Source organism: Ekhidna sp., from assembly GCF_040223195.1.
GTDB lineage: Bacteria > Bacteroidota > Bacteroidia > Cytophagales > Cyclobacteriaceae > Ekhidna.
Map to the genome: position 1 here is coordinate 58,368 of NZ_JAVKDX010000021.1, position 21,050 is coordinate 79,417.

Sequence of the window (21,050 nt, forward strand, 5' to 3'; positions counted from 1 at the left end):
CACCACCTCAAGCGAGAGGTGTAGTTATATAAGATATTGCCTCCATAGCTCAGCTGGCCAGAGCAACTGACTTGTAATCAGTAGGTCGTTGGTTCGAATCCGACTGGGGGCTCTTGAAAATCAGGCACTTACGAATTTCGTGAGTGCCTTTTTTGTTTTCGGTTTAATCAACCTTAATTCGATCTCCCCTAACTCAATTATATGAGCAGGAGGAATAAGAGGGTTTTTCGCTTTAATCAACCTTTACACGGTCTCCAGAAAGCTTTTCATAAAAATGATGAATATCAAACATTTGCTGTGCCCCTAATTTTTGTCCGGCCTGAGCTGAGAAATACAGGATGATGGCGATTATCGCAAAAATTGGAATTGTCCATAAGATAGATGCGTCGAGCCCCAGACTGAATCGAGTCAATCCCCATAGGCCTATAAACATGGTGAGAATGCCAAGAGCCACATAGCTAAAGAAGAAAATAGCCCAAACGGTCGGGTTGGGTCCGTACAGACCTTTGACAATCACCTGATCGTCTTCCTGCTCAAGGGTCAGGTGAAGCTGCGGTGACCAGAAATGCTGATGGTTGGGATGTATTTTGATGTATACATGTCCTGGCAAGAAGTTGTGAACGAACTGAGTATCCTTTTCCAGATTCTCCACTATTCGCTTCTCCAGTTCCTCCTTATTCCCCTTGTAAATATGCTTAAACCGGGGGCGTATCTTAAAACTTGACATGATGCCAAGCTAGCGCAATGACGCATTGGAAAAAATGATTAATGTCAGTGGTTCTTGCTACTTCACTCTGTATCTACTGCTATTCCTCTGTAACAAACGTTACAATCTCCGCTTTATCACCCACGTACTTTTGCTTAAACGATTTTAAAAATGGACAAAAAACAGTTGATAGCAGGAGTGATGGTGCTGGCAGTAGTGCTTGCAAAAGGGCAGGATACGTTGATGATTTCAAAGACGCAGTTGCTTGAGCAGGTAGCGGCTGAAAACCATCAGATACGAATTGCTGAAATGCAGGCCGAGATGGCTGGAGCTGATTACCAGCAATCGAATTCACTCTACTTGCCACAGGTTTCGGCATCCTATACCGGCATCACCACCAATAACCCCTTGATGGCCTTCGGCTCCAAGCTGAACCAGGAAATTTTGACTCAGGCTGACTTCAACCCGGCCTTGCTTAATGATCCCGATAACGTGGAGAATTTTGCCACGGAGATTCTAATTCTTCAACCTCTATTAAATCTGGATGGAGTATATGGGCGAAATGCAGCCAAAATCCAGAAGGAAGCTTATGAGCTCAAAACCGGGCGGATGAAAGAGTACCTGGAGCTGGAAGCAGTGAAGTGGTACATGCAATTGCAGCTGGCCTACGAAGCTGTGCAGGTGCTTGAAAGGGCTGTTCAGACCTCTCAGGAAGCACTGGACATGATAACTGATTACTATGATCAAGGCATGTTGCAAAAAGCAGACTTGCTCGATGTACAGGTAAGAGCAAATGAGGTTCAAAATCAATTAAGATATGCGAAATCCAACGTGCAGAATACCTCTGATCAGTTGGCTATCCTGCTTGGTGAGAGACCAGGATTGGTGACCTATAAACCTGAAGAACGTGCAGCCATGGAATATGAGCAGTCTTCTTTCCCGATGATGCTACCCGAAGGAAGAAAGGATTTGCTGGCCATGAACAAGTCAGTGCAGGGATACGAAAGTCTAATGCAATCATCCCGTATGAAATTTTTGCCAAGAATCAACGCCTTTGGGAGCTTTCAGCTATATGATAACCAGCCGCTGGGGTTCGATGCTTCCGGTTATGTAATTGGCGCCAAACTTTCCTGGGACATCTTCAAAGGATACACGCAGATAGCACAGGCAAACAAGGCTAAGATTGAAGCTTTAAAAGCACGCGTAGAACAGGAACAATACAGTGCGCAACAGCAAGCTGAATTGAGCAAGGCAAACAGGATGTTTCTGGATGCACTTGAGAAGATAGCATCATCAGAATTAGCCTTTGATCAGGCAAGCGAAGCATATAAAGTACGAAAGGATCGCTTTGAACAGGGGCTCGAAAAAACCAGCGATTTACTCACGGCAGAGACCCAAATGTTCAATAAGGAACTGGAATTCAGGCAGGCGGTATTCGAGTACAACTTCTCAAAAGAGTACCTCCATTTTTTAACAAGACAATAAGAGACATAGACATAAAACAAATGAAAAGAGTAACGTACATATTGATTGCACCGGTTTTAGCAGGATTCCTGGCAGGGTGCGGTGCATCGGAAAATCACTCCATTGCGGAGCTACCGGCTGTTTCAGTAAAGGCCAGTGTTGCGAAATCGCAGCAGGAACAAGCGGTCGTTTCTGTGAGTGGAAAAATGGAAGCCGGAAGCAGCGCCAACATCAGCACACGCATGATGGGCAATGTGAGCAGCGTGAGCGTGCAGCCTGGCGATAAAGTATCCAAAGGCGACTTGCTATTGACCATTTCCAGCACAGACTTGAGCGCAAAAAGGGCACAAGTGGACGCTTCCATTGCCCAGGCTCAGAGCGGCTTTGAAAATGCGAAGAAGGACTTGGAGCGATTCAAAGTGCTATTCGAAAAGGGAAGCGCTTCTGAAAAGGAGCTGGAAAACATGACCACCCGGTTTGAAATGGCGGAGGCCGGGCTTGAAGCGGCTAAGCAAATGAAAGCTGAAGTGGATGCGCAGTTCGCCTATACCAATCTGAGAGCACCTTTTTCTGGTGTAGTGGCAAATACCTTCGTGAAGGTTGGAGACATAACCAATCCGGGAATGCCCCTGGTAACCGTGGAGGGTATTTCGAAATACGAAGCAACGGTGCTTGTTCCTGAGTCTCAGATTTCAGAAGTAAAGGTCGGAGCAGCCGCACAGGTGATCATCAAATCGAATAATAAGGTTCTGGAAGGTACGGTGAAGGAAGTAAGTCCATCCGCAAAGAATACAGGAGGGCAGTTTCTAGTGAAGGTTGATCTTGGAAATGCTGAAGGGGTGCTTCCTGGCATGTTCGTCAATGTGGACATTACAACTGAAGGAACAGCTAAAAGTGCACCGGTTGTCCCCGCATCAGCTCTGGTTCGAAACGGCCAATTGACGGGGCTCTATACTATCAGTGATGAAAGTACCGCAGTGCTTAGATGGGTGAGACTGGGAAAAGAGGAGGACGAAAGAGTGGAAGTCTTGTCTGGCCTGGCAGAAGGTGAGAAGTACATCGTCAGTGCAGAAGGCAAGCTCTTCAATGGAGCTAAAGTATCGGTACAGTAACAGGGGCAAACCTTTAAAAAAAGAAACAATGCAAGAAGGAATATCAGGTAAAGTTGCCAACTTTTTCATCCACTCAAAGCTGACAGTGCTTTTGATGGTGGCGCTGATGATCATTGGTGTATACAGCTCCTTTCTCATCCCCAGGGAGGAGGAGCCACAGATCATTGTGCCGATGGCCGACATCATGGTGGGCTATCCGGGAGCTACTCCGACGGAGGTGGAGCGAAGGGTAGTTAAACCATTGGAAAAAATCATCTCCAACATCAAAGGGGTGGAGCATGTGCATAGCATGGCCATGAATGGCATGGCCGTGATGGTAATCCAGTTTTATGTGGGCGAGGATACAGAGCGATCTTATGTGAAGCTCTATGACGAGTTGATGAAGTACAAGGGAATTCTCCCGGAAACCGTTTTCGAACCCATCGTGAAGACACGCTCCATTGATGATGTACCTATGCTGGGATTGACACTTTGGAGCAAATCCTACGACGATTATCAGCTTCGTTTGCTGGCGGAGGAAGTCACTTCGGAAATTGAGAAGGTCAAAGATGTGGCCATCACCAAGCAGATCGGTGGCAGGCCAAGAGAGCTACGAATCGTAGTAGATAAAGACCAGATGGCAGAAAATGGCGTGGATGTGCTCAGCATCATGCAGATGGTCAAAGCCAGCAACAGCAGCTCCCAATCAGGCAAGTTTGTGCAGTCAGATGAGGAGTTCTTATTGAAAACGGGACAATTCCTTTCCTCTTCAAAAGATGTGGAAGGGATCGTAGTGGGAGTAAATAACGGCTTGCCCGTGTATTTGCACCAGGTAGCCACCGTATTGGATGGCCCAGCCAAACCCAAAGACTATGTAGCATTTGGTTATGGAAAAGCCAATGAAGAATATTCTGAAAGCCCATCCACCTATCCGGCCGTTACCATCTCAGTAGCAAAGGTAAAAGGTGCGGATGCGATGAAGGTGTCAGACAAAATTTTGGAGAGCGTCGCGGACCTTCGAAAAACCCTGATCCCGGATGATGTGGAGGTGGAGATCACCAGAAATTATGGTGAAACTGCCTCACACAAAGTAGGGGAACTGTTGCTTCACCTGGGTGTAGCGATCGTGGCGGTAACTGTGCTGGTGATGTTGGCAATGGGCTGGCGAGGTGGCTTGGTGGTTTTCCTTTCGGTTCCTTTGACGTTCGCATTGACGCTATTCAGCTATTACATGCTGGGTTACACGCTCAATCGGATCACCCTGTTCGCGCTGGTGTTCGTGGTGGGTATTGTCGTGGATGACAGTATCATCATTGCGGAGAACATGCACCGCCATTTCAAGTCGAAGCGACTGCCATTTGCGCAAGCAGCCATCTATGCGATCAATGAAGTGGGGAATCCCACGATTTTGGCAACTTTCACAGTGATAGCCGCAATTCTACCTATGGCTTTTGTATCAGGAATGATGGGACCTTATATGAGTCCTATGCCGATTGGAGCCTCTATTGCCATGATGCTTTCGTTGTTTGTTGCCCTCACTGTGACACCTTATTTAGGTTATCACCTCCTTAGAGAAAAAGAAAAATCAGGTAAGGAAGCTGAAGGCCATCATGATCATGGGGGTGGTTGGATCCATCGGGTGTACAACAAGATCGAAAAACCATTTCTGGAAAGTGGAGTGAAGCGATGGGTAATGCTTGGGATCACAGTAGTGCTACTCTTTGGATCAATGATTATGTTCTTTACTAAATCGGTGGTGGTAAAAATGCTTCCGTTCGATAACAAGAACGAGTTTCAGGTGGTGATTGATATGCCGGAAGGAACCACGCTGGAGCGAACTGCAGCCGTGACTACAGAGATTGCTCAGTACTTGTCTGGAGTATCCGAGGTGGTCAATTATCAGGCGTATGCCGGTACTTCTGCTCCCATCACCTTCAATGGGCTGGTGAGGCACTATGACCTCAGGGGAGGCAGCAACATGGCGGATATCCAGGTCAATCTACTCCATAAGGAGCATCGGTCGGATGACAGCCATACCATTGCGTCTCGTGTGAGACCGGAAGTACAGAAAATAGCTAAGAAATATGGTGCCAATGTCAAAATTGTGGAAGTACCTCCTGGCCCTCCGGTATTGTCAACTCTGGTAGCTGAAGTATATGGCCCGGACTATGCAGAGCAAATTAAAGTGGCCGATCAAGTGAAAGAAATTCTTGAGAATACACAGGATGTGGTAGATGTGGATTGGAATGTGGAAGCCCCGCAAACCGAATTCCAACTGAATGTGGATCGCGAGAAAGCCATGATGTACGGGATCGTTCCTCAGCAGGTGGTGGGCAACCTGACCTACCTGATCGGAGGTCACCCGATTTCGACACTTTATGACGAGCGTGCCGATAATCCGGTAGAGATCACCATGGCGCTGGAAGATAAAGACCAGGCCAGTATAGAAGCCATACAAAGCCTCAAGGTGAGAGGCACGACCGGTCAGATGGTGCCTGTAACTGATATAGTGAAAGTGAAGGAAGCTACACTTCAGCCGACCATATACCGCAAAGATCAGAAGCATGTAGTATATGTGCTTGCCGATATGGCAGGTGAGTTGGAAAGCCCCGCTTACGCTATCCTCGGAATGACGAAGAAGCTGGAGGAGATGGACTTGCCTAAAGGCTATAGCGTGACCGAGCTGTATATGAGCCAGCCGGACGATGAATCAGACTTCACAGTGAAATGGGACGGAGAGTGGCAAATCACCCTGGAGGTTTTCAGGGATCTGGGAGGAGCCTTTGTGGTGGTAATTATTGTGATTTACATGCTTATCGTAGGCTGGTTCCAAAACTTTAAAACACCGATTGTGATGATGCTTGCCATCCCGCTTTCATTGATCGGAATCGTGCTGGGACACTGGCTGCTGGGAGCATTTTTTACAGCAACTTCCTTCATCGGGATGATAGCGCTGGCAGGGGTGATGGTAAGAAACTCCGTGCTACTAATTGACTTCATCGAAATACGGCTGAAGGACGGGGTAGACTTGAAAACGGCCATCATCGAGGCAGGGGCAGTACGTACCACACCCATCTTGCTGACCACAGGAGCTGTGGTGATCGGAGCTTCCATCATCCTGTTCGATCCGATCTTCCAGGGATTAGCCATCTCGCTTGTGGCCGGAGCAATTGTGTCGACCATGCTCACCCTCATTGTGGTACCACTCATCTACTACATGACCGAACGAAAGAAGTGGGAGGCGTAAACCATATAAGACTAAAACACATCAATCATGGAATTATTAATCATAACAGCAGTAAAGGCTTTCGAGGAAGACATCAAAAAGCTTCTGAGAAACAATCAGGTGAAAGCCTATTCACATATGGATGTGAATGGGTACAAAGACCTGTCTGAAGAATCTCAGGAAGACAACTGGTTTGCGTCTGGCACAGGCGAGCATAGATCCTCACTTTTCTACGCTTTTGTAGCTAAACAACATGTGGATGCAGTTCTAGATGCAATCAAAAAATTGAATGACGAACAGGAATCGAAATCACATGTTCATGCGCTAGTGCTGGATATCAAAAAAAGTATTTAACCACCAATTAATAAAGAGTATGAAATGTCCATAAAGCGAGCTATACCAACCGAAGATGAATATCCGGGTAAAAATCAGGATTTGATGCAGTTTCAACCTATCCGGACATTCCATGTGGCCTTTAAAAACCAAATTATATACACATGAAAAACAGATTAATCAGAGCCATAGCAGGCTCATTTATCCTTATCAGCCTATGGTTGGCCATTTATGTCAATATCAATTGGCTGTGGTTCACGGCATTTGTGGGAGCTAACCTTCTTCAATCGTCCATGACTAAATGGTGCCTGATGGAGGATATTCTTGCAAAGCTGGGAGTAAAGGACTGAGGACCATTTGAACCTAATTACATCGATTGTCATTCTTAAGTTGATAGTTTGAAATATCTGCTAATTTTCCTATCCGGAAATCCTAGATAAACAATCAACCATGCAGGAACACATTGATGCAATCCTAAAGAATACAGGTCTTGAGCCTAAGCTGATAGACGAAATTGTGACCATCGGCAGATTGAAGAAAGTGTCTGCCGGTAATGTGGTTATCAGTCCGGATAGCCCTGGCAATGAGATGCCCATCGTGCTTTCCGGACTGCTTAAAGTCATGAGACAGGACCCTGACGGGAATGAGGTGTTTCTTTACTACCTGGAAGGGGGTGAAACCTGCGCCATGTCCATCACCTGCTGCATTGAGGGGCGCAAGGCCTCCTACAAAGTGATGGCAGAAGAAGACTCCACCCTCTGGATGATCCCTATGACCTACATGGATTCCTGGATTAAAAAATATGAGTCTTTTCGCCGGTTTGTTTTTGGTGCCTATCAGACCCGCTTCGATGAGCTTCTGATGACGATTGACAGTGTAGTATTCCATAAGATGGATGAGCGCCTGTACAGATATCTGCTTGATACCAAGCAGGCGACCGGCTCCTATGAAATCCACAAAACCCACGAGCAAATTGCCAATGAACTCAACACTTCCCGGGTGGTCATTTCCCGACTATTGAAAGGCCTGGAGCGGGAAGGAAAAATAGAACAGCACAGAAATAAAATCGAGATTCTTTAAAGTTTCAGGCATTGTTTTATCAGAGCCAATGTAACAAATGTTACACCGTGAATAATGTAGAAATCGTTATTTAGTGTGTGATTATAAGGTCATCTAAGGATGACTGTATTAATAGTTGAGTTAGTAGTTAGAGTGTGATTTGGAGGCCATTTGGTGAGGTGGCCTCCTTTTTTGTTTCACAGTCCCCCGTGTAACAATTGTTACGACCTTCGCGATCCCGATTTTGTACCTTTACAGGGTAAAAAAAGAACAATATGAATTACGAAAACATCGAAGTAAGCAGGTTTGCAACCCTGATGGAAGAAGGAGATCACGTGGTGCTGGATGTTAGGAGCCCGCAGGAGCTGGCCGAAGGATCCATCCCGGGCCATGTCATGATCAACTTTTTCGATCCTGACTTTAGAAATGAAGTGGAGAAATTGGACAAATCAAAAGCCTATTTGATTTACTGCAGGAGCGGAAACCGAAGCGGTCAGGCATGTCACATGATGTCCGCCATGGGGTTTGACAGATTATACAACCTGATCGGAGGCATTGGCGCATGGAACGCACACAGTGCCATGACAAATAGATAGCGACCACCTGACAGATTTTTACAATTCGTGAGGGAGTTTTCTACCTCGCATAACTAAATACAACCATGGATTATATCAGCATACCAGAAGACGACTACAAGGCAATTGAGCAGATGATTGCCAGTACCGAAAGTGTGGTTGGCATAGATGCCAAGCGAACACACATCATCATCATTCACAAATTGTTGGAAATCGAAAAGCGAATGAAAGCCCTTGAAGCCAAACAATAACCTCTCCATGGCCATCATCGCCTCGCTTACTCTGGGCCTTGCTCCATTTTTCCCTGAGCCACATATCTGGGGCAAGCTCAAATGGCTCGCAGGTGGCGCGGTAGGTATGCAGCCCTTGGATTTTCTTGATTTGATCTTTCATGGTGCGCCATGGGTGTATTTGATTGTTTCGATCATCCAACGCATCATAAAGAGACACGCATAATCCAACGGTTCAAATTTGGCGACCGATTCTTAATTAGTAATCTGATCTTTGGTTTCAGTTAATTAATTTCCGTTACTTTTAATGGTAGATTAATCATCATCCTGATTGTGAGTTTAACCAAAGACCAGTATTATGAAGCGGTTATCAGGATTACTAACTCTTGCCCCATTATTGGTTGGTGCAAAGGGTGATGAAGATTTACCAATACCAGAGCAATCTGTTTCAGTTTGCTCAGTACAGCAGGTTCAAAACCCGTCTACAGGAGAATATTTTGCAAATTTATTGACCACATCCAACTGGCCTGCCCGGTGGACCTGTGGGACATGGTCTGCTACGGATGGGTGGATTTATATTATCTCTGACCTCACCATATTCGCAGCGTATTTATCCATCCCCATTATGCTATTCATCTATCTCTGGAGGCGTGATTTGGGGTTATTTAAACTACTCACTTTTTCATTCGGTGTTTTTATCCTGGCATGTGGTTTTACACACCTTATAGACGCAATAATCTTTTGGGAGCCCATATACCGTTTTAGCGGATTTGTCCGGGCCATCACGGCTGTGGTATCTGTAGCTACCGTAGGTCTGATGATAAAATCCATCCCAATTGCGCTTACTTTCAAAAGCCCGAAAGCCTTGCAGCTACAGGTAGACAAGGCTGTCGCTGAGGCGGAGGAGTTAAATAGCATTCTTCAGGAGTCTTTTAGTATTGCCAAGATTGGTACCTGGAAATTGGACCTTAAATCCAATGTGGTTAGCTGGAGTGATTCCTTATACGATATTTATGAAATTCCCTTAGGAACGCCAATTGATTTGGAAGCAAGTCTAGAAATGTATAAAGGGCAGGAAAAGCTAATTCAGGATACAATAGCAAATGCTATTTCTGCCAAAAGCAAGTATAACCTTGAGCTCCTTTTGACGAAACCAAATGGCAGTCAGCTCTGGACAAAAGCAATAGGAATACCTGAGGTAGAGGGTGATGAGGTAGTAAGTATAAGGGGCTATGTAATGGATATTGATGCTAGTAAGCAACTCGAAATTGAACGAAAAAAATCACGGGAAAAGTTGGAGGAGGAGGTGAATGCCAGGACAAGCGAGCTGAAAGCCGCAAATCAGGAGTTGGAGTCGTTTAGCTACTATATCTCCCATGACCTGAGGGCGCCTCTTAGGGCGATCAACGGATTTTCAGAAGCACTTCAGGAGGATTACCGGTCCAAGCTTGATGAGGAAGCAGTAAGATACCTCGATCGTATTGCATACAATAGCCGTAAAATGGGGGATTTGATTGATGATATCCTTGCTTTTAGCCGGATGCATCGCAAGCAGACGAATTTCAAGAAGGTAGACCTGAATGGAGTAATTACGGACATCATCGATCATCTTTTTGTAGAGTCTAAAGCCTTCATCGAAGTGAGTCCACTACCGGAAATTCACGGAGATAAGGAAATGATCAACCAGGTATTCGCGAACCTGATATCCAATGCGATCAAATATTCCTCTAAAGAAGAATCTCCTGCCATAGAAATAGCTGGAGAAGAATACGACGACTCTTATCTGATAAAAATAACTGATAATGGTGTCGGGTTCAATATGCAATATGCTGATAAGCTTTTCATGGTCTTTCAAAGGCTACATGCGGATGAGGAATTTGAAGGGACAGGTGTGGGGCTGGCCCTGTGCCACAAGATCATGAGTATGCATGATGGTGAAATATGGGCGAAAAGTGAAGAGGGAGCCGGGGCGACTTTTTTCTTGAAATTTAAAAAGCAGGTCAATGACTGAATTAAGGGAAATTCAAATAATCCTGGTGGAAGACAGCCCGGATGATGCAGAGCTTACCATGCGTTCCTTGAAAAAGGGCAATGTTGTGAATGATGTTATATGGCTGAAAGATGGGGAAGAAGCGCTGAATTACCTGCTAAGGAAAGGAGCGTATGCGCAGCGTGAATTATTGACCAAACCAAAGCTGATATTGCTGGACTTAAAACTGCCCAAAGTAAGTGGAATAGAAGTACTGGAAGTGATAAAGAAAGATGATGAACTCAAAACAATACCGGTGGTAATTATGACATCATCCAGAGAAAATAAAGATTTGGAAAAATGCTATGAACTGGGAGTGAACAGCTATGTGGTGAAGCCCATTAATTTCAACAAATTTATGGATATGGCCAATGAAGTGAGTATGTACTGGGTCATGATCAACAAAACCCCTGATTGATAAGAAGAAAGGTTGAACATGGATAATAAAAAACAGCCGATCAGAATACTTTACCTGGAGGACAATGAAGATGATGTAGATCTTCTCCGGATCACCCTGAAGAAATCAGACATCTTCCATGAATTGGATTTCGTATCATCCAAGCAGTCATTCTTTGATCTGAAGCTTTCAGATTATGATTTGATCATTACAGATTACAATCTGAAGGACTATGATGGCCTCTCCGCTATTAAATATATCAGAACTCTTGATGAGGCTGTTCCGATAATACTACTATCCGGAACGGTGGGTGAAGAATTGGCTGCTGACTTACTGCGCGCCGGGGCAAATGACTTTGTTCTAAAATCCAACATTAAAAAAATTACAATTGCAATTGAGCGGGTCATCAAGGAGACCTCCATGACCCGCGAAAAACAGCGTTTTCAAAGAGAGCTTTTGGAGAAAAACCTTATTCTGGATACCATCTTTGACAGCTTCGAAGATTTGATCTTCTTAAAGGATGCCAACGGGAGATACCGAAAAGTGAATAAGGCTTTTTGTGAATTCATCAAAATGCATGAGGCAGAATTGGTAGGACACACAGATACGGAGTTGTTCACCGGTAAAATTGCCGAGCAATCCAAAGAACAGGATGAGTATGTAAAGCTATCCGGTAAGCCGGTGACTTATGAAGTGGAAATGACCATCGATAATCAAAGAAAGGTACTTGAAGCTACCAAAACACCCCTCATTATCGATGATGAGGTGACCGGTATAGTCGGCAAGTTCCATGATATCACCACACGAAAGATACTTCTGGACGAAACCATGAAAGCCAAATCCATCCTGAGCCAGGCCGAAAAGCTAACACGCTCTGGGAGTTTTGAATACGACGCTGAACTTGATTTGATTAGCTGCAGCTCCAACCTAAAGCATATCCTCAGGTTACAGATAGCAGGCGATACGATCTCATTCCGAAAGTTGACGCAGCTAGTCAAAGAAGAAGATCGTGGACTTTTTGTAGAGGGGATTAGCAAAGCCATAGAGAATTATGAGGAGTATCATAACGAGCACCGTTTCAGGGTTGAAATGGGAGAGAAATGTTTCATTTACTATTTCAAAGTAGTATTGCGCCCCGACTATAAAGACAAAAAGGGGAAGAGGTTTTATGGTACTATCGTGGACGTAACATCCGAACATGATAACCAAATCTATCAGTTGGAAAGGCAGGAACGTGACCGAAAGGAGATCGCACGTGAACTTCATGACAACCTGGGGCAAAAAATGAATGCCATTTCTATGTTTATCAGCAAGATTTCGGATAATATCCCAGACAATAAAGACCTGCTAAAAGTGAGGAATCTCGCCCATGAATCTATAGACGATCTCGGATACCTCATCAATACTATTTCTGTAAAGCAAATAGAGGAGCACAGTCTGGGCTATGCCATAGACAAACTTATTGGATATATGCCGGAAGATATTTTGATCAATAGGAAATACAATATAAATGAAAAAGTACTCTCCCCCTTCGTCAGGGCACAAATCTATCGGATCGTACAAGAAGCGCTAAACAATATCGTCAAGTACAGTAAAGCATCTGAGGTTCAATTAAGCCTATTACAGGAGGGTGGGGTTCTGAGCCTGAAAATTGACGATAATGGAAAAGGTTTTTCCAAAGAAAAAGTACTTACTGGGAATGGGCTTCAAAACATAATCCATCGGGTAAGGCGCAGCAACGGGCTAGTAGATATAGACTCAAAAATAGGGGAAGGCACTCGAATCAATGTGAAAGTACCGGTGAGCTAAAAAAGTAATGACATGAAAACACTGCTATTGGTGGATGACCACCAGATTATACGAGACGGCATTCGGTTTTATTTTGAAGGTGATAAGGAATTCGTAATTAAAGATGAAGCTGAAAACGGGCTCGATGCACTGGACCTATTGAGGGAGAATGAATACGACATCATCCTTACAGATATCAACATGCCCAAAATGGATGGCTTAGAGTTCATGAAAGCCCTAAAGGAAAACCATCCTGATCAAAAAGTGCTTGTGCTTTCAATGTACAATGAAGCGGGCTATATCAACAAAATGATCGCACTGGGAGCCAATGGCTATGTGTTAAAGAAATCTACCAAGGACGAGCTGGTGCAAGCCATCAAAAAAATCCTGGACGGAGGGGATCACTATTCCGAGGAAGTATACAAAACAATCATTGGAAACATTGCCGGTAGGAAGCCCAAAGAACGACTCACCCTTGAAGCCGAACTTTCTGAGCGTGAAAAAGAGGTGCTGGTGCTCATCGCCAATGAATACTCAAACCAGGAGATTGCAGATAAACTTTTCATCAGCATCCGCACGGTAGAAACCCATAAAAGAAACCTCCTGGAAAAGACCGGATGCAAGAATGTGGCAGGGCTGGTGATGTACGCTGTGGAGCGAAACCTTGTTTAACCTGCCGTTCTTTTTAATCTTTGAAATTTTCATTAACTTATTAGAATCTTCCAATTAAGGAAGATTCATTTTTATATGGATTACCAGCTATTAATCAAAGATTCACCTAACCCAGTAGTCATCCTGAATGTAGATGAGGGTCATTTTGTTGAATGCAACAACAAAGCACTTGATTTTTTCCATCTGACGAAAGAGGAAATACTGAAGAAAAGTCCTTACGAACTCAGCCCCGCAAATATCTATGGACATGAAGCAGAAGCCTATAGTCGGCAAGTCATCCAAGAGGCACTGGCAGGGGCTAATCCAGTGTTCGATTGGATCCACATTGACAAGGAAGGCAATGAAATTCCCTGTGAAGTACGGTTGATCCGTTTTCCTCCCTTTACAAAAAGCCTGGTACGAGGCACCATCATAGATAAGCGGACGGACGCCCAGTTCATTTTGCGCGAAAGTGAAGAACGTCTGCGGCTTACACTGGACTCTGCCAGGTTAGGGTCTTTTGATTGGTATCCAAAGGAAAACCGGCTGACATGGGATGATCACTTATTCTCAATTTTTGAACTTGACCCGAATACCTCCATTGATTTGAATAAGCATTTCTTTGAAATTATTCATCCGGGCGACAAAGAGAGAGTGGAGAGAGAGTTTCAGAAATCAATGGCGAAAAATGGCCCAACAACCAACGAAATTAAATATCGCGTGATCCTAAACGGGACGGTAAAACACCTGCTTGCTCATAGTAGGATGATCCGAGATGATAGCGGAGAGTTGATAAGAATGCTAGGTACCACACAGGATTTCACCGAGTTGAGAGAGTCTGAAGAGAAGCTCAGGCAAAGTGAAAACCTGTTTCGCTCAATCGTTCAGGATCAGGAGGAGATGATCGTGAGATGGAAGCCGGGGGGCATTCGTACGTTTGCTAATCGTGCATATTGTGAAAAATTTAGCTTAACCGAAGAAGAAGTGATAGGTTCCAGCTTTTTCGAGTTAATTGATGAAAAGGATCAGAAAGAGGTAATCCATAAGCTTGAATCCCTCACACCGAAAAACCCAACAGCCACCAAAATTCATCGCGTAAAACTACCTGACGGCTCCACTGGGTGGCAGGAGTGGACGGATAGGGTGCTGTTCAATGAAAATGGCGAGGTAATTGAATACCAAAGCACGGGCAGGGACATTACCGAGATTGTGAAAGCGCGTGAGAAACTGGAAGAAAGTGAAAGACGCTACCGAAACGTCTTTAACCAGCAGTTTCAATTCAGTGCTCTGTTGGATTTGGACTGTAAGATCACCCATATAAATGAACTTGCTCTTAAGACTCAAGGAGTCTTTGAGGATGAGTTCATAGGAAAGCTTTTTTGGGATGTTCCCGGCTGGAAAGGGAATGCTGAAATGCAGAGGAAAGTAAAGCAACAGCTGGATAAATTAAAAAGGGACGAACAACCTCTTTTTGTAGAAGATCAGTTCAAAGACCCAATGGGCAATATGCATTATGCCCAATCACATTATAGTTTGATAAGAAATTCCAATGGCGAAATTGAAAATATCCTGGTGCAAGCTATGGATATCACTGTCCAAAAAAGGGCAGGGCAAGAACTGGAACTAAATGCAAAAAAACTCTCCAGTATCTTCAATGCATCCACCGATATTATGCTGCTGCTGAAGCTGGAAGATAATGGATATGTAGTGGATGAAATAAACGAGGCATCCTTACGTCTCAACAAGTTTTTTGGGGCTAACCTGAGTAGGGAAGATTACCTGGGCATGTCCAGTGAGGTTCTTTTTCGGGAAGTGATGAAGTTGGATCAGACAGAAATAGACAACCGTCACCAAAAATATCTTGAAGTAATAAAAAGCAGAAAACCCATCCATTACCAGCAGGAAATAGAACGAAATGGTGCCGTATTGGTAACTGACATCCTGCTACAGCCAATCTTTAAAGAGCATGAAGTCTCACACCTTCTTGTAAGTGCCAGAGATATCACCGAAGAAACCTTGAGCAGAAGAAAACTGGAAAGTGCATACGAAGAAGTAGCAAAGCTAAAAGCCCAACTTGAGCAGGAAAACATCTACCTGAGGGAGGAAATCAGGCAAGAGCATGATGTTGAGAATATGGTTTTCAAGAGTACTGCATTTCGTAAAGTGCTCAACCAGGTGGAGCAGGTGGCTAAAACCGGTGCTACGGTCCTGATTACAGGAGAAACGGGTACTGGAAAAGAATTGATCGCACGTGCCATTCACAACATCAGCAAGCGATCAGAAAAACCCATGATCAAAGTGAATGCAGCCGCCATTCCCAAAGACCTGATCGAAAGTGAGCTCTTTGGCTTTGAGAAAGGAGCTTTCACCGGAGCTACTGTGGAGAAGCCCGGGAAATTTGAACTGGCAGATGGAGGTACTATATTTCTGGATGAAATTGGCGATATGCCCATAGACCTGCAGGTGAAAATTTTGCGAGTCTTGCAAGAGGGAGAGGTGGAGAGACTTGGGAGTACCTAACCAAAGAAAATTGATATTAGGATCATTACCGCCACCAATAAAGACCTGGATCAGGCCATAAAGGATGGGAAATTTCGAGAGGACCTTTATTTCCGATTGAATGTCTTCCCTATTGAGATACCGCCATTGCGCTCACGACCCGATGATGTCCCCATCCTTGTGGAGCATTTTATAGCTAAGTACAATGTGAAGCATAGCAAGCAGATACAGTCCGTGTCAAAATCAGTGATGAACTTCTTGAGAAATTATGCCTGGCCCGGCAATGTAAGGGAACTTGAAAACATTGTGGAGAGGGCGGTTATTCTATCCCCGGCTAACAGCCTGGAACTACCTGAAATTGTAGACAGTGAGGCGACAAGGGACAAGTGGGAACATGATAATTCACTCGATGTGATTCAGGAAAACCATATCAGAAAAGTGCTGTCCGAATGCCATTGGAAAATTGAAGGGCCTGAGGGCGCAGCGCGGCAGCTGAAAATCAACCCCAGTACCCTGAGGGACAAAATGAAAAAGTTTAACATAAAACGTCCCCGATAAGTATCCACGGTATTTCACGGCCTCAACTATTTATACCGGTTTTACCCTTGGTATTTCGTGGATTTATATTGATAAGCATTTTACTTATGCATATTTAATACTGCTGATCACCAGATAGTTACATGTGCAATTCTATGCGTTTATATACCTGGCACACCCATTGGTATAGGGTTTTGCGTGACAGTTTCAAAGAATCAAATAGAGCTGAAGACCGGCACCCACAGTGTAGAGGATCAGTGTGTGCATTCTGCGTTTTTCATTCCCCCCGGCTGCCCCATGATTGACAGCCGCATGGTCAGGGAGCATATTGAAGCGTTGTGTCAGTTTTTGGACACCAAAGTGTTTTTTATGATTGACTTCACATCGTCAGAGTGCATACTCAGCTTCGATGCATTGAAAGCATGGGGGCAGAGTGGTGACCTAAACACCTATCGGTTGGCAGAGGTCTATGTAGTGGACAGCCTGGCCGATTTGATTTTTCTGAAACAGCACATCCGGTTAAATAAGCTGAGCTACCCTGCCAATGTATTTCAATCTGTTAAACAAGCGAAAGACTGGCTCGGAAAAATCGGAAAAGATCACCACAGTCCTATTTAATTATTTAGAATAAGACACTAGAACTAGTAAATGGAAATGAATATGGAAGGCGTTTGGGAAAGTGATATCAGGATACTCATGCTGGAAGATGATCCGGATGATGTGCTGTTGACCCAGGGGATATTATCAAAATCCGGTATTAGCTATACCATGCGGATAATAGACACAGAGGGAGAATTGAAGGCAGAAGACTTGCATGAATACGATCTGGTCCTCTGCGATTACAATCTCAAAGATTATGATGGCCTTCGGTCAGTTCAATACATCCGTGAGGTCACCGACATTCCGATAATTGTTGTGTCAGGTTCCATCAGTGAAGAGATGGGAGTGGGTTTGCTGGAAGCAGGCGCAAACGAATTTGTAAAAAGGACATGTTTGAATGTACTTCCCCAGGTAGTAAGGAAGGCACTATACCACCATAGCCTCAAAGAGAGGTATGAAGCTTGTGCAAAAAAGCACGATGAGACTTCTCAGATGTTTGATACGCTATTTGATAGCTTGGAAAACCCGGTGTTTATCAAAGACACTGACGGAAGGTACAAGCGAGTAAATGCCGCTTTTTGTCGGCTTTATGAGAGAAGTGAAGCTGAGCTGATAGGCAAATCGGACGATGAGCTCAACTGGATGCATAAAAGTGAACAATTCATCAGGGATGACAGGCACATTTTGGATAAAGGCGTATCGTCCCACTATGAGTTGAATTACCTCAATGAAAAGGGCGAGCGGGTATGTCTGGAAGTCACTAAAAGCCCCATTTTCACTGATGGAAAAATCTCAGGAATACTGGGGCAGGTACGGGACATTACCCGACGCAAGAATGCCATCGCCACAATGGAAAAGTCGCAGTACGTACTGTATCAAACCGAGGAGCTTACCAGGGCAGGCAGTTTTGAATACGATGTGGATTTAGACTTGGTGACATGTTCCAAAAACCTCATGAGGATGCTTGGCCTTCATTCCAGTCAGATATCCCTGGGTAGGCTGGTTCGGTTGATCAAGAAAGAGGACAGGGACATGTTTTTGGATGGGATAAATAACAGCATTGAAACGAAGCGGGAATACAGGATGGAACATCGCTTCATGCTGAATGAGAAGAACCATGGCTATTTTGAAATCCTGTTTCGCCCTGATTACAGGGATGATACAGGCAATACTTTTTATGGGATCATAGTAGATATTACCAAAGAATCCACGGAAAGCATCTCCCGATTGGAATATTATGAGGAATCCAAAAATGAGATAGCCAGAGAGCTGCATGACAACCTGGGACAAAAGCTAAATGCGGCTTCCATGTACCTGGGCAAGATGGAACCATGCGATAGTTGTACGCCTTTGGTTTCCAAGGCAACAGATATTTTACAAGAGGGAATAGCTGATCTAGGCCGCCTGGTCACGGGTATTTCCGTAAAGCATATTGATGATATTTCATTGCAGTATGCGCTGGAGAAATTGACCCTTTGCCTGCCTGAAGAAATGAACCTGAATTTTGAATGCAACATTGATGAGTCTGCCATTTCGAAATTTGTGAAGCGGCAGGTATTTCGTGTGGTGCAGGAGGCTGTAAATAATGCGGTGAAATACAGTCAGGCAAAAAACCTCGACATTACCCTGAATCATGATGGTGGTATCCTAAGTATGACAATAGAGGATGATGGCAATGGGTTTGATATAATGTCTGCCACCAAAGGGAACGGGCTGATCAATATCACGCATCGGGTAAAAAAGTCGAATGGGCTGATCAACATTGATTCGAGAAGAGGAGAGGGTACCAGGGTGATGGTAAAAATGCCGGTGGCCTAGTTCAAAAAGAAACTTGCAGCAAAATATTTAGGTGAGATGCCTCTATCTCAGAGGCAGTGATTAGGTGAGGGCCTGTCCGCCAGCTGGTGGATGGGCTTTTTTATTCTTGATTGGGATCACCAAATTCGCTTCCCACTGATTAAATTAGAAGGGTGATGGAGTTAGAAAAGTTGACGGATCTTTTCCCAAAAGTATATTTCAATATTGGGATACGCTACCTGCTGGCTGCCGGGTTGGCTTTTTTAGTTTTTTATGTACTGTTTCGCTCCAGGTTTCTGACCCGAAGAATCCAGCAGGCTTTTCCCAGAACGGCTGACTATCGAAGAGACCTGCTCTATTCTTTGCTGACCGTATTTTTCTTTACCATTATTGCGCTGCTGACCTTCTTCGTGCTCAGGCCATACACGCTGCTATACGTTTCACTGAGTGACAAGACCGTCTGGTACTGGTTGCTCACGGTTATCCCCATGTTTTTCATCCACGACTTTTACTTCTACTGGGCACATCGGCTCATGCACCACCCAAAACTTTTCAAGGCCGTCCACAAAATCCATCACCTCTCTACCAACCCATCCCCCTGGACAGCCTATGCCTTTCATCCGCTGGAAGCCTTCATTGAGGCCGCCATTATTTTGATACTGGCCTTCACTGTGCCTACCCATGCCTTTGTGATCATGCTCTTCATGATCTTCCAGATCATTTACAATGTGTATGGCCACCTGGGCTATGAGCTCTTTCCGGCCGGCTTTCATAAAACGTGGATCGGAAAATACATCAACACCTCTGTGGCTCACAATCAGCACCACGCCCGCTTCCACGGAAACTATGGCCTGTATACCCTCATCTGGGACAGGCTGTTTGGAACGGTGAGGGAAGATTACGATGCATCGTTTGAGCAGGCAACAGGTAAGCAATGAGGAAAGCAGATGCTGAAACAAGTGCGGGTGGCTAGCCTCAGCATGACGTTCTATTGTTGTTTCTGCTATATTAAAATCCGGACGTCACCCTGAGCAAACCCCTTCGTCACCCTGAGCAAACCCCTTCGTCACCCTGAGCAAACCCCTTCGTCACCCTGAATTTATTTCAGGGTCTAAATTGATGCTTAAATTTAAGTGTGAAATACGGGTATACATACATCCTATCAAATTACAAGCGTACATCCCTGTACATAGGCTCCACCAATGACATAGAGAGAAGAACGTTAGAACATAAAGCAGGCATTGGTTCTTCCCATACTAGCAAGTATCAACTTAAATATTTGATGCACTTTGAAAAGTGCCCTGATATGAGGTCAGCGATTGAGAGAGAACATCAGCTCAAAAATTGGCATAAGGAGTGGAAGTGGAATCTGATTAAAGAGCACAATCCTGACCTTGAAGATTTAGCTGCTGACTGGTTTGCTCAGGAAGACATAAGAGGAGCAGCTGGTCAGAAATAGATGCTGAAACAAGTGCGGTCGGCTAGCCTCAGCATGACGTACTGGATATGGGGACTGCTATCTCAAAACTGGGCGTCACCCTGAACAAACCCCTTCGTCACCCTGAACAAACCCCTTCGTCACCCTGAATTTATTTCAGGGTCTAAGCTTAACATACTTTATCGTCATTAGATGCTGAAACAAGTTCAGCATGACGCACGGAAATAAAGAAATGCTTTTAGTTAAATCGTCTCCTGATCAAACCCTCGTCAACCTGAGCAAGCACCCCTAGTCACCCTGAGCAAGCACCCCTAGTCACCCTGAACTCGTTTCAGGGTCTAAACTTAACCTACTTTATCGTCATTAGATGCTGAAACAAGTTCAGCATGACTTTTCCATTGTTATTTCTGCTACATTAAAATCTGGACGTCACCCTGAATTTATTTCAGGGTCCATGTATGTAGATGCTGAAACATGTGCGGTCGGCTAGCCTCAGCATGACGTACTGGATATGGGGACTGCTATCTCAAAACTGGACGTCACCCTGACCAAACCCCTCCGTCACCCTGAATTTATTTCAGGGTCTATCAAAATAGCGGAGCGGGTTACACGAAGATGCTGAAACAAGTC

The 21,050-nt window shown here is 44.7% G+C and carries 19 protein-coding genes, 1 tRNA gene and 1 pseudogene; 20 read left to right on the forward strand and 1 reads right to left on the reverse strand.

Features of this window, described 5'->3' with window-relative positions; translation table 11 throughout:
• The first annotated feature begins 38 nt into the window (after positions 1-38).
• Positions 39-112: transfer RNA gene (locus RLN88_RS12760), tRNA-Thr, on the forward strand.
• Positions 113-232: 120 nt separating this feature from the next.
• Here the strand turns inward: RLN88_RS12760 and RLN88_RS12765 are convergent.
• Entirely contained in the window at positions 233-727 is a 495-nt protein-coding gene (locus tag RLN88_RS12765) for a hypothetical protein (RefSeq protein ID WP_350221795.1), read from the reverse strand.
• Between the two features lie 150 nt (positions 728-877).
• On the opposite strand from RLN88_RS12765, the gene RLN88_RS12770 reads away from it, so the two are divergent.
• From RLN88_RS12770 to RLN88_RS12860, 19 genes and pseudogenes are all read left to right on the forward strand, one after another.
• A complete protein-coding gene (locus RLN88_RS12770; protein ID WP_350221796.1) occupies positions 878-2,191 on the forward strand; it encodes a TolC family protein in 1,314 nt (437 codons plus the stop codon).
• Between the two features lie 20 nt (positions 2,192-2,211).
• Complete coding sequence (locus RLN88_RS12775; RefSeq protein WP_350221797.1) at positions 2,212-3,282, forward strand: efflux RND transporter periplasmic adaptor subunit; 1,071 nt, start codon at positions 2,212-2,214, stop codon at positions 3,280-3,282.
• A gap of 28 nt (positions 3,283-3,310) precedes the next feature.
• Complete coding sequence (locus RLN88_RS12780) at positions 3,311-6,508, forward strand: efflux RND transporter permease subunit (RefSeq protein ID WP_350221798.1); 3,198 nt, start codon at positions 3,311-3,313, stop codon at positions 6,506-6,508.
• 27 nt (positions 6,509-6,535) lie between these two features.
• Positions 6,536-6,841 (forward strand): hypothetical protein, encoded by a 306-nt coding sequence (locus tag RLN88_RS12785; RefSeq protein WP_350221799.1) that lies wholly within the window; start codon positions 6,536-6,538, stop codon positions 6,839-6,841.
• 143 nt (positions 6,842-6,984) lie between these two features.
• On the forward strand, positions 6,985-7,170 hold the full coding sequence (locus tag RLN88_RS12790) for a YgaP family membrane protein (protein WP_350221800.1): 186 nt from the start codon (positions 6,985-6,987) through the stop codon (positions 7,168-7,170).
• Positions 7,171-7,270: 100 nt separating this feature from the next.
• Positions 7,271-7,900 carry a Crp/Fnr family transcriptional regulator gene (locus RLN88_RS12795; protein ID WP_350221801.1) on the forward strand — a complete coding sequence of 210 codons (630 nt, stop codon included), beginning with the start codon at positions 7,271-7,273 and terminating at the stop codon, positions 7,898-7,900.
• Positions 7,901-8,154: 254 nt separating this feature from the next.
• The gene (locus RLN88_RS12800; protein WP_350221802.1) at positions 8,155-8,475 is read left to right on the forward strand and encodes a rhodanese-like domain-containing protein; all 321 of its coding nucleotides are present in this window, start codon (positions 8,155-8,157) and stop codon (positions 8,473-8,475) included.
• A gap of 65 nt (positions 8,476-8,540) precedes the next feature.
• The gene (locus RLN88_RS12805) at positions 8,541-8,705 is read left to right on the forward strand and encodes a hypothetical protein (RefSeq protein WP_350221803.1); all 165 of its coding nucleotides are present in this window, start codon (positions 8,541-8,543) and stop codon (positions 8,703-8,705) included.
• Positions 8,689-8,910, forward strand: a complete 222-nt coding sequence (locus RLN88_RS12810; protein WP_350221804.1) for a hypothetical protein — start codon at positions 8,689-8,691, stop codon at positions 8,908-8,910. The genes RLN88_RS12805 and RLN88_RS12810 overlap by 17 nt, the downstream gene beginning before the upstream one ends.
• A 132-nt stretch (positions 8,911-9,042) precedes the next feature.
• Entirely contained in the window at positions 9,043-10,695 is a 1,653-nt protein-coding gene (locus RLN88_RS12815) for a sensor histidine kinase (RefSeq protein ID WP_350221805.1), read from the forward strand.
• Entirely contained in the window at positions 10,688-11,131 is a 444-nt protein-coding gene (locus RLN88_RS12820; protein WP_350221806.1) for a response regulator, read from the forward strand. The genes RLN88_RS12815 and RLN88_RS12820 overlap by 8 nt, the downstream gene beginning before the upstream one ends.
• Before the next feature lie 18 nt (positions 11,132-11,149).
• Positions 11,150-12,919, forward strand: coding sequence for a hybrid sensor histidine kinase/response regulator (locus tag RLN88_RS12825; RefSeq protein WP_350221807.1), 1,770 nt, complete (start codon positions 11,150-11,152; stop codon positions 12,917-12,919).
• Between the two features lie 12 nt (positions 12,920-12,931).
• Positions 12,932-13,570 carry a response regulator gene (locus RLN88_RS12830; RefSeq protein ID WP_350221808.1) on the forward strand — a complete coding sequence of 213 codons (639 nt, stop codon included), beginning with the start codon at positions 12,932-12,934 and terminating at the stop codon, positions 13,568-13,570.
• Between the two features lie 75 nt (positions 13,571-13,645).
• Positions 13,646-16,399 (forward strand): annotated as a pseudogene (locus tag RLN88_RS12835) (sigma 54-interacting transcriptional regulator); the annotation flags it as partial.
• 60 nt (positions 16,400-16,459) lie between these two features.
• Positions 16,460-16,606, forward strand: coding sequence for a helix-turn-helix domain-containing protein (locus RLN88_RS16750; RefSeq protein WP_502880107.1), 147 nt, complete (start codon positions 16,460-16,462; stop codon positions 16,604-16,606).
• A 177-nt stretch (positions 16,607-16,783) separates the two neighbouring features.
• A complete protein-coding gene (locus tag RLN88_RS12845) occupies positions 16,784-17,203 on the forward strand; it encodes a hypothetical protein (RefSeq protein ID WP_350221809.1) in 420 nt (139 codons plus the stop codon).
• A 42-nt stretch (positions 17,204-17,245) separates the two neighbouring features.
• Positions 17,246-19,003, forward strand: coding sequence for a hybrid sensor histidine kinase/response regulator (locus RLN88_RS12850; RefSeq protein WP_350221810.1), 1,758 nt, complete (start codon positions 17,246-17,248; stop codon positions 19,001-19,003).
• 155 nt (positions 19,004-19,158) lie between these two features.
• Entirely contained in the window at positions 19,159-19,920 is a 762-nt protein-coding gene (locus RLN88_RS12855; RefSeq protein ID WP_350221811.1) for a sterol desaturase family protein, read from the forward strand.
• A 197-nt stretch (positions 19,921-20,117) separates the two neighbouring features.
• Positions 20,118-20,441, forward strand: a complete 324-nt coding sequence (locus RLN88_RS12860; protein ID WP_350221812.1) for a GIY-YIG nuclease family protein — start codon at positions 20,118-20,120, stop codon at positions 20,439-20,441.
• Positions 20,442-21,050 lie beyond the last annotated feature (609 nt).